Consider the following 10,654-nt stretch of genomic DNA (forward strand, 5'->3'; position numbering starts at 1 on the left):
GACTTATATAGAAGAAGTGAGGCCGCAGCCTTTGAGGATGATGCGGATCAGGTTGTTGCCGGCGTCTTCCATGTCCTGTTTGGTCAACTTGCTGCGACCGGTCACCCGGCAGATCTGGTTGGCGAAGTCGGCGTAGTGCTGGGTGCTGCCCCACAGCAGGAAGATCAGGTGAACCGGGTCGACCGGGTCCATCTTGCCGGCGTCGATCCACGCCTGGAATACGGCGGCCCGGCCCTGGAACCAGGTGCGATAGTCCTGGTTGAAATACTCGGTCAGGCATTCGCCGCCGCTGATCACCTCCATCGCGAAGATCCGCGACGCTTGTGGCTGGCGACGGGAAAACTCCATTTTCGCGCGGATGTAGCGGGTCAGCGCTTCGGCCGGATCGTCCTCGGCCGTGAGGGAGTTGAAGGTGCTGTCCCACAGCTCAAGGATGTTGCTCAGTACTGCCACGTACAACCCGAGCTTGTTGGTGAAGTAGTAATGCAGGTTCGCCTTGGGCAGCCCGGCCTTGGTGGCGATGGTATTCATGCTGGTGCCTTTGTAACCGTGACGGGCGAATTCGTCTTCGGCGGCTTTGATGATGGTCTCTTCGTTCTTCTGACGAATGCGGCTGGCAGGTTTTCCGCCGTGGGCAGGGACTTCAAAGGTCATAGGCACTTCCGGGTTTGTCTGTGGGGTGCAACCAGTTGCGTTGATAGCGCAACCATCGGCCTGCGACAAGCCCCGGGCAATAAAACGCCGCTCATCAGCGGGTCGCGGCCAGGCTTTCGAGAAAACTTTCCAGCACCAGATGCGGACGCCGGCCCTTGCGGGTGACCGAGGCCAGGCTCAAATCATAGAACCGCGTGCTGGCCTTGAGCGCACGCAGCCGTCCCTGTTGCACCCAGAGACTGGCGTAGTGATCCGGCAGATAACCGATGTAACGCCCGGTCAGAATCAGGAATGCCATGCCTTCTCGGTCGGAAGCACTGGCGGTGCAATTGAGCGCCTGATAGTGCGCCTGGATCTCCGCCGGCAAACGGAAGGTCGGGGCGATGGCGTCCTGGCTGTTCAAGCGTTCGTCATCCAGTTGTTTGTCATCGACGTAAAACAGCGGATGGCCGACCGCGCAATAAAGCAGCGAACGTTCGCTGTACAGCGGCTGATACTCCAGTCCCGACAGCGCACTGGCCTGCGGCACCACACCGACATGCAGACGGCCGTCGAGCACGCCTTGTTCGACTTCATTGGGGGCAATCATGCGGATCTGGATCTGCACGTCCGGCCCGCGCTCCTTCAACTGCGCCAGTGCATGGGTGATACGCATGTGGGGGAGGGTGACGAGGTTATCGGTCAGGCCGATGATCAACTCGCCGCGCAGGTGCTGATGCAGGCCGTTGACCTCGGTGCGGAAACTTTCCAGTGCACTCAACAGCTGCAACGCCGACTGATAAACCTCGCGGCCCTCTTCGGTCAGGGAGAAACCGGCGCGCCCGCGCTGGCAAAGACGCAGGCCGAGGCGTTGCTCCAGATCGCTCATCTGCTGGCTGATCGCAGAGCGACCGATGCCGAGCACGGTTTCTGCTGCCGAGAAGCCGCCGCACTCCACCACGCTGCGAAAAATCCGCAACAGGCGAATGTCAAAGTCACTGACCTGGGCCAGTGGATCGGGGCGACGACTGCTCATGCTGTTGTTCTCATTGTTTAGCAGAGTTCTAACTGAAGGTTAGAAGAGTTGGATTTCACCGACTTTATCCCCGTGGCAATTTAGCTGCAACAACGCTTTCTATCTCCCTGAAGCTTATTGCCCTGCGAGGTTTTGCCCGATGAACATGCCTGAAAACGCGTCGTCGCCACTGGCCAGCCAACTGAAGCTGGACGCGCACTGGATGCCGTACACCGCCAACCGTAACTTCCAGCGCGACCCGCGTTTGATCGTTGGCGCCGAAGGCAGCTGGCTGATCGACGACAAGGGCCGCAAGGTGTACGACTCGCTGTCCGGTCTGTGGACCTGCGGCGCCGGGCATACCCGCAAGGAAATCCAGGAAGCGGTGGCCAAGCAGTTGGGCACCCTCGATTACTCGCCGGGCTTCCAGTACGGCCACCCGCTGTCGTTCCAGCTGGCGGAGAAAATCACCGACCTGACGCCGGGCAACCTGAATCACGTGTTCTTCACCGACTCCGGTTCCGAGTGCGCCGACACCGCAGTGAAAATGGTCCGCGCTTACTGGCGCCTGAAAGGCCAGTCGACCAAGACCAAAATGATCGGCCGTGCACGTGGCTACCACGGTGTGAACATCGCCGGCACCAGCCTTGGTGGTGTCAATGGCAACCGCAAACTGTTCGGTCAGGCGATGATGGATGTCGATCACCTGCCGCACACTCTGCTGGCGAGCAATGCCTTCTCCCGTGGCATGCCGGAGCAGGGCGGTATCGCACTGGCCGATGAACTGCTGAAGCTGATCGAGCTGCACGATGCTTCGAACATCGCAGCGGTGTTCGTTGAGCCGATGGCCGGTTCCGCTGGCGTGCTGGTTCCGCCACAGGGTTACCTCAAGCGCCTGCGTGAAATCTGCGATCAGCACAACATCCTGCTGGTGTTCGACGAAGTGATCACCGGTTTCGGCCGTACCGGCACCATGTTCGGCGCCACTACTTTCGGGGTGACCCCGGACCTGATGTGCATCGCCAAGCAAGTCACCAACGGCGCGATCCCGATGGGCGCGGTGATTGCCAGCTCCGAGATCTACCAGACCTTCATGAACCAGCCGACCCCGGAATACGCCGTGGAATTCCCGCACGGCTACACCTACTCGGCACACCCGGTGGCTTGCGCCGCAGGTCTGGCAGCCCTCGATCTGCTGCAGAAGGAAAACCTGGTACAGAGCGTGGCCGAGGTCGCACCGCATTTCGAAAACGCTTTGCATGGTCTGAAAGGTGCGAAGAACGTCATCGACATTCGTAACTTCGGTCTGGCTGGTGCGATCCAGATCGCGGGCCGTGACGGCGACGCCATCGTGCGTCCGTTCGAAGCCGGCATGGCGTTGTGGAAAGCAGGGTTCTACGTGCGCTTCGGCGGCGACACCCTGCAGTTCGGCCCAACCTTCAACAGCAAGCCGCAGGACCTTGATCGTCTGTTCGACGCGGTCGGCGAAGTGCTGAACAAGCTCGACTGATTTTTCCTTCTATATAGATACGCCAATAGCAGGTGCCCTTGCGGGCGCCTGCGCACAAGAATTCAGGAGTTTTCGATGAGCGTTATCCCGCATTTGATCAATGGCGAACTGGTGACCGAGAACGGCCGCGCGGTCGATGTGTTCAACCCGTCCACCGGTCAGGCTATCCACAAGCTGCCGCTGGCCAGCCAGGAAACCATCCAGAAAGCCATTGATGCCGCCAAGGCTGCGTTCCCGGCCTGGCGCAATACGCCACCGGCCAAACGCGCCCAGGTGATGTTCCGTTTCAAGCAACTGCTGGAGCAGAACGAAGCGCGCATCGCACAGTTGATCAGTGAAGAACATGGCAAGACCCTGGAAGATGCCGCCGGTGAGCTGAAGCGCGGTATCGAGAACGTCGAGTTCGCTTGCGCAGCCCCGGAAATCCTCAAGGGTGAATACAGCCGCAACGTCGGCCCGAACATCGATGCCTGGTCGGACTTCCAGCCGCTGGGCGTTGTGGCCGGTATCACTCCGTTCAACTTCCCGGCCATGGTGCCGCTGTGGATGTATCCGCTGGCGATTGTCTGCGGTAACTGCTTCATCCTCAAACCGTCCGAGCGTGATCCAAGCTCGACGCTGCTGATCGCTCAATTGTTGCTGGAAGCGGGTTTGCCGAAAGGTGTACTGAGCGTGGTGCACGGTGACAAGACTGCGGTGGACGCGCTGATCGAAGCGCCGGAAGTCAAAGCGCTGAGTTTTGTTGGCTCGACGCCGATTGCTGAATACATCTATGCCGAAGGTACCAAGCGTGGCAAACGCGTTCAGGCACTGGGTGGCGCGAAGAACCACGCGGTGCTGATGCCGGATGCGGATCTGGACAACGCGGTCAGCGCACTGATGGGCGCGGCTTACGGCTCCTGCGGTGAGCGCTGCATGGCGATTTCGGTGGCCGTGTGTGTGGGCGACCAGGTAGCGGACGCACTGGTCGCCAAACTGGTTCCACAGATCAAGGCGCTGAAGATCGGTGCCGGTACTTCTTGCGGTCTGGACATGGGGCCGCTGGTTACCGGTCAGGCCCGCGACAAAGTCAGCGGTTATGTCGAAGACGGCGTGGCGGCGGGCGCGACCCTGGTGGTCGATGGTCGTGGTCTGAGCGTTGCCGGTCATGAAGAAGGCTTCTTCCTGGGTGGCTGCCTGTTCGACAACGTCACCCCTGAGATGCGCATCTATAAAGAAGAGATCTTCGGGCCAGTGTTGTGCGTCGTTCGGGTGAACAGCCTGGAAGAGGCGATGCAACTGATCAACGATCACGAATACGGCAACGGTACCTGCATCTTCACCCGTGATGGTGAAGCGGCGCGTCTGTTCTGCGACGAGATTGAAGTCGGCATGGTCGGTGTCAACGTTCCATTGCCGGTACCGGTGGCTTACCACAGCTTCGGTGGCTGGAAGCGTTCGCTGTTCGGCGACCTGCATGCCTATGGCCCCGATGGTGTGCGTTTCTACACGCGTCGCAAGGCGATCACCCAGCGCTGGCCACAGCGTGCGAGTCATGAAGCTTCGCAGTTCGCATTCCCTAGCTTGTAAGTAGAAGGGCAACGCAAAGAAGGCCGACCTTTTAAGGTCGGCCTTCTCGTTTTCGGGCTTTTTTGACTGATATGACAGATTTGTGAAATTAGGGGTTGACGGCAGATTCTGGAGGTCTATAATTCGCCCCACTTCCGGCGCAGTCGAAACGGAAAACTCCTTGAGATTCAATGAGTTACACGGTTTTCGATAGCGGTTTGCTTCAGATCATCGAAGCCTGGAAGGAGTTGGAAATGCCGGTTTTTCTGGCGCTTTCAACGGTTCGATCTTCTCGGTCGAAAGCGGAGAAAAAGAGGTGTTGACAGCAGCGTGTAACGCTGTAGAATTCGCCTCCCGCTGACGAGAGATCGGAAGCGCAAGTGGTTGAAGTTGTTGAGGAAATCTTCGAAAACTTCTGAAAATAATCACTTGACAGCAAATGAGGCTGCTGTAGAATGCGCGCCTCGGTTGAGACGAAAGCTCTTAACCAGCCGCTCTTTAACAACTGAATCAAGCAATTCGTGTGGGTGCTTGTGGAGTCAGACTGATAGTCAACAAGATTATCAGCATCACAAGTTACTCCGCGAGAAATCAAAGATGTAACCAACGATTGCTGAGCCAAGTTTAGGGTTTCTTAAAAACCCAAAGATGTTTGAACTGAAGAGTTTGATCATGGCTCAGATTGAACGCTGGCGGCAGGCCTAACACATGCAAGTCGAGCGGATGAAGGGAGCTTGCTCCCGGATTCAGCGGCGGACGGGTGAGTAATGCCTAGGAATCTGCCTGGTAGTGGGGGACAACGTTTCGAAAGGAACGCTAATACCGCATACGTCCTACGGGAGAAAGCAGGGGACCTTCGGGCCTTGCGCTATCAGATGAGCCTAGGTCGGATTAGCTAGTTGGTGAGGTAATGGCTCACCAAGGCGACGATCCGTAACTGGTCTGAGAGGATGATCAGTCACACTGGAACTGAGACACGGTCCAGACTCCTACGGGAGGCAGCAGTGGGGAATATTGGACAATGGGCGAAAGCCTGATCCAGCCATGCCGCGTGTGTGAAGAAGGTCTTCGGATTGTAAAGCACTTTAAGTTGGGAGGAAGGGTTGTAGATTAATACTCTGCAATTTTGACGTTACCGACAGAATAAGCACCGGCTAACTCTGTGCCAGCAGCCGCGGTAATACAGAGGGTGCAAGCGTTAATCGGAATTACTGGGCGTAAAGCGCGCGTAGGTGGTTCGTTAAGTTGGATGTGAAATCCCCGGGCTCAACCTGGGAACTGCATCCAAAACTGGCGAGCTAGAGTATGGTAGAGGGTGGTGGAATTTCCTGTGTAGCGGTGAAATGCGTAGATATAGGAAGGAACACCAGTGGCGAAGGCGACCACCTGGACTGATACTGACACTGAGGTGCGAAAGCGTGGGGAGCAAACAGGATTAGATACCCTGGTAGTCCACGCCGTAAACGATGTCAACTAGCCGTTGGGAGCCTTGAGCTCTTAGTGGCGCAGCTAACGCATTAAGTTGACCGCCTGGGGAGTACGGCCGCAAGGTTAAAACTCAAATGAATTGACGGGGGCCCGCACAAGCGGTGGAGCATGTGGTTTAATTCGAAGCAACGCGAAGAACCTTACCAGGCCTTGACATCCAATGAACTTTCCAGAGATGGATTGGTGCCTTCGGGAACATTGAGACAGGTGCTGCATGGCTGTCGTCAGCTCGTGTCGTGAGATGTTGGGTTAAGTCCCGTAACGAGCGCAACCCTTGTCCTTAGTTACCAGCACGTAATGGTGGGCACTCTAAGGAGACTGCCGGTGACAAACCGGAGGAAGGTGGGGATGACGTCAAGTCATCATGGCCCTTACGGCCTGGGCTACACACGTGCTACAATGGTCGGTACAAAGGGTTGCCAAGCCGCGAGGTGGAGCTAATCCCATAAAACCGATCGTAGTCCGGATCGCAGTCTGCAACTCGACTGCGTGAAGTCGGAATCGCTAGTAATCGCGAATCAGAATGTCGCGGTGAATACGTTCCCGGGCCTTGTACACACCGCCCGTCACACCATGGGAGTGGGTTGCACCAGAAGTAGCTAGTCTAACCTTCGGGGGGACGGTTACCACGGTGTGATTCATGACTGGGGTGAAGTCGTAACAAGGTAGCCGTAGGGGAACCTGCGGCTGGATCACCTCCTTAATCGACGACATCAGCTGCTCCATAAGCTCCCACACGAATTGCTTGATTCATTGAAGAAGACGATAGAAGCAGCCCGAAATTGGGTCTGTAGCTCAGTTGGTTAGAGCGCACCCCTGATAAGGGTGAGGTCGGCAGTTCGAATCTGCCCAGACCCACCAATTTTGTGTGGGAAACGCCTGTAGAAATACGGGGCCATAGCTCAGCTGGGAGAGCGCCTGCCTTGCACGCAGGAGGTCAGCGGTTCGATCCCGCTTGGCTCCACCACTACTGCTTCTGAAGTTTGAAAGCTTAGAAATGAGCATTCCATCAGTGTGATGATGAATGTTGATTTCTAGTCTTTGACTGGATCGTTCTTTAAAAATTTGGGTATGTGATAGAAAGATAGACTGAACGTTACTTTCACTGGTAACGGATCAGGCTAAGGTAAAATTTGTGAGTTCTCTTAATTGAGAAGTTCGAATTTTCGGCGAATGTCGTCTTCACAGTATAACCAGATTGCTTGGGGTTATATGGTCAAGTGAAGAAGCGCATACGGTGGATGCCTTGGCAGTCAGAGGCGATGAAAGACGTGGTAGCCTGCGAAAAGCTTCGGGGAGTCGGCAAACAGACTTTGATCCGGAGATGTCTGAATGGGGAACCCAGCCATCACAAGATGGTTATCTTGTACTGAATACATAGGTGCAAGAGGCGAACCAGGGAACTGAAACATCTAAGTACCCTGAGGAAAAGAAATCAACCGAGATTCCCTTAGTAGTGGCGAGCGAACGGGGACTAGCCCTTAAGTGGCTTTGAGATTAGCGGAACGCTCTGGAAAGTGCGGCCATAGTGGGTGATAGCCCTGTACGCGAAAATCTCTTGGTCATGAAATCGAGTAGGACGGAGCACGAGAAACTTTGTCTGAATATGGGGGGACCATCCTCCAAGGCTAAATACTACTGACTGACCGATAGTGAACTAGTACCGTGAGGGAAAGGCGAAAAGAACCCCGGAGAGGGGAGTGAAATAGATCCTGAAACCGTATGCGTACAAGCAGTGGGAGCAGACTTTGTTCTGTGACTGCGTACCTTTTGTATAATGGGTCAGCGACTTATTTTCAGTGGCGAGCTTAACCGAATAGGGGAGGCGTAGCGAAAGCGAGTCTTAATAGGGCGTCTAGTCGCTGGGAATAGACCCGAAACCGGGCGATCTATCCATGGGCAGGTTGAAGGTTAGGTAACACTGACTGGAGGACCGAACCGACTACCGTTGAAAAGTTAGCGGATGACCTGTGGATCGGAGTGAAAGGCTAATCAAGCTCGGAGATAGCTGGTTCTCCTCGAAAGCTATTTAGGTAGCGCCTCATGTATCACTGTAGGGGGTAGAGCACTGTTTCGGCTAGGGGGTCATCCCGACTTACCAAACCGATGCAAACTCCGAATACCTACAAGTGCCGAGCATGGGAGACACACGGCGGGTGCTAACGTCCGTCGTGAAAAGGGAAACAACCCAGACCGTCAGCTAAGGTCCCAAAGTTATGGTTAAGTGGGAAACGATGTGGGAAGGCTTAGACAGCTAGGAGGTTGGCTTAGAAGCAGCCACCCTTTAAAGAAAGCGTAATAGCTCACTAGTCGAGTCGGCCTGCGCGGAAGATGTAACGGGGCTCAAACCATACACCGAAGCTACGGGTATCACGTAAGTGATGCGGTAGAGGAGCGTTCTGTAAGCCTGTGAAGGTGAGTTGAGAAGCTTGCTGGAGGTATCAGAAGTGCGAATGCTGACATGAGTAACGACAATGGGTGTGAAAAACACCCACGCCGAAAGACCAAGGTTTCCTGCGCAACGTTAATCGACGCAGGGTTAGTCGGTCCCTAAGGCGAGGCTGAAAAGCGTAGTCGATGGAAAACAGGTTAATATTCCTGTACTTCTGGTTATTGCGATGGAGGGACGGAGAAGGCTAGGCCAGCTTGGCGTTGGTTGTCCAAGTTTAAGGTGGTAGGCTGAGATCTTAGGTAAATCCGGGATCTTAAGGCCGAGAGCTGATGACGAGTGTTCTTTTAGAACACGAAGTGGTTGATGCCATGCTTCCAAGAAAAGCTTCTAAGCTTCAGATAACCAGGAACCGTACCCCAAACCGACACAGGTGGTTGGGTAGAGAATACCAAGGCGCTTGAGAGAACTCGGGTGAAGGAACTAGGCAAAATGGCACCGTAACTTCGGGAGAAGGTGCGCCGGTGAGGGTGAAGGACTTGCTCCGTAAGCTCATGCCGGTCGAAGATACCAGGCCGCTGCGACTGTTTATTAAAAACACAGCACTCTGCAAACACGAAAGTGGACGTATAGGGTGTGACGCCTGCCCGGTGCCGGAAGGTTAATTGATGGGGTTAGCTAACGCGAAGCTCTTGATCGAAGCCCCGGTAAACGGCGGCCGTAACTATAACGGTCCTAAGGTAGCGAAATTCCTTGTCGGGTAAGTTCCGACCTGCACGAATGGCGTAACGATGGCGGCGCTGTCTCCACCCGAGACTCAGTGAAATTGAAATCGCTGTGAAGATGCAGTGTATCCGCGGCTAGACGGAAAGACCCCGTGAACCTTTACTATAGCTTTGCACTGGACTTTGAATTTGCTTGTGTAGGATAGGTGGGAGGCTTTGAAGCGTGGACGCCAGTTCGCGTGGAGCCATCCTTGAAATACCACCCTGGCAACTTTGAGGTTCTAACTCAGGTCCGTTATCCGGATCGAGGACAGTGTATGGTGGGTAGTTTGACTGGGGCGGTCTCCTCCTAAAGAGTAACGGAGGAGTACGAGTGCGCTCAGACCGGTCGGAAATCGGTCGTAGAGTATAAAGGCAAAAGCGCGCTTGACTGCGAGACAGACACGTCGAGCAGGTACGAAAGTAGGTCTTAGTGATCCGGTGGTTCTGTATGGAAGGGCCATCGCTCAACGGATAAAAGGTACTCCGGGGATAACAGGCTGATACCGCCCAAGAGTTCATATCGACGGCGGTGTTTGGCACCTCGATGTCGGCTCATCACATCCTGGGGCTGAAGCCGGTCCCAAGGGTATGGCTGTTCGCCATTTAAAGTGGTACGCGAGCTGGGTTTAGAACGTCGTGAGACAGTTCGGTCCCTATCTGCCGTGGACGTTTGAGATTTGAGAGGGGCTGCTCCTAGTACGAGAGGACCGGAGTGGACGAACCTCTGGTGTTCCGGTTGTCACGCCAGTGGCATTGCCGGGTAGCTATGTTCGGAAAAAGATAACCGCTGAAAGCATCTAAGCGGGAAACTTGCCTCAAGATGAGATCTCACTGGAACCTTGAGTTCCCTGAAGGGCCGTCGAAGACTACGACGTTGATAGGTTGGGTGTGTAAGCGCTGTGAGGCGTTGAGCTAACCAATACTAATTGCCCGTGAGGCTTGACCATATAACACCCAAGCAATTTGCGTCGGCTCTCTAAACCAGAGCAACCAGATTGCGGTGTGTGAAGACGAAACGAACCGAAAGTTCGACGCTCACAAAGCACCGAAAACTATCCCATACCCAATTTGCTGAAGCGAGGCCGTCCGGTCACGAGTCAGTACCCGAATTTCTTGACGACCATAGAGCGTTGGAACCACCTGATCCCATCCCGAACTCAGAAGTGAAACGATGCATCGCCGATGGTAGTGTGGGGTTTCCCCATGTGAGAGTAGGTCATCGTCAAGATTAAATTCCGAAACCCCAATTGCGAAAGCAGTTGGGGTTTTGTTTTGCCCGCAGGAAAGTTCTTACAGCATTCTCA

Annotated in this window: 4 protein-coding genes, 2 tRNA genes and 3 rRNA genes; 7 read left to right on the forward strand and 2 right to left on the reverse strand. The window is 55.1% G+C overall.

Annotated features, from left to right (window positions below; translation table 11 throughout):
- Window positions 1–3: 3 nt before the first annotated feature.
- On the reverse strand, window positions 4–654 hold the full coding sequence (locus ACSPX5_RS27285; protein WP_169428734.1) for a TetR/AcrR family transcriptional regulator: 651 nt from the start codon (window positions 652–654) through the stop codon (window positions 4–6).
- Window positions 655–748: 94 nt separating this feature from the next.
- Window positions 749–1,669 carry a LysR family transcriptional regulator gene (locus ACSPX5_RS27290; protein ID WP_007958517.1) on the reverse strand — a complete coding sequence of 307 codons (921 nt, stop codon included), beginning with the start codon at window positions 1,667–1,669 and terminating at the stop codon, window positions 749–751.
- A 139-nt stretch (window positions 1,670–1,808) separates the two neighbouring features.
- Between ACSPX5_RS27290 and ACSPX5_RS27295 the strand changes: the two genes are divergently transcribed.
- The 7 genes from ACSPX5_RS27295 to rrf all read left to right on the forward strand — a co-directional run bounded on the left by ACSPX5_RS27295 (window position 1,809) and on the right by rrf (window position 10,578).
- Window positions 1,809–3,158, forward strand: coding sequence for an aspartate aminotransferase family protein (locus tag ACSPX5_RS27295; RefSeq protein ID WP_127796838.1), 1,350 nt, complete (start codon window positions 1,809–1,811; stop codon window positions 3,156–3,158).
- Between the two features lie 75 nt (window positions 3,159–3,233).
- Entirely contained in the window at window positions 3,234–4,727 is a 1,494-nt protein-coding gene (locus ACSPX5_RS27300) for a CoA-acylating methylmalonate-semialdehyde dehydrogenase (RefSeq protein ID WP_169428735.1), read from the forward strand.
- Between the two features lie 633 nt (window positions 4,728–5,360).
- A 16S ribosomal RNA gene (locus tag ACSPX5_RS27305) occupies window positions 5,361–6,897 on the forward strand.
- An 81-nt stretch (window positions 6,898–6,978) separates the two neighbouring features.
- Window positions 6,979–7,055 (forward strand) — tRNA-Ile (locus ACSPX5_RS27310).
- Window positions 7,056–7,085: 30 nt separating this feature from the next.
- Window positions 7,086–7,161: transfer RNA gene (locus tag ACSPX5_RS27315), tRNA-Ala, on the forward strand.
- Between the two features lie 247 nt (window positions 7,162–7,408).
- A 23S ribosomal RNA gene (locus ACSPX5_RS27320) occupies window positions 7,409–10,297 on the forward strand.
- 165 nt (window positions 10,298–10,462) lie between these two features.
- Window positions 10,463–10,578 (forward strand): 5S ribosomal RNA (gene rrf, locus ACSPX5_RS27325).
- The 16S, 23S and 5S rRNA genes sit together here with 2 tRNA genes alongside, the layout of an rRNA operon.
- Window positions 10,579–10,654: the final 76 nt, after the last annotated feature.

The organism is Pseudomonas sp. HLG18, assembly GCF_051903985.1.
Taxonomy (GTDB): Bacteria; Pseudomonadota; Gammaproteobacteria; order Pseudomonadales; family Pseudomonadaceae; genus Aquipseudomonas; species Aquipseudomonas fluorescens_BT.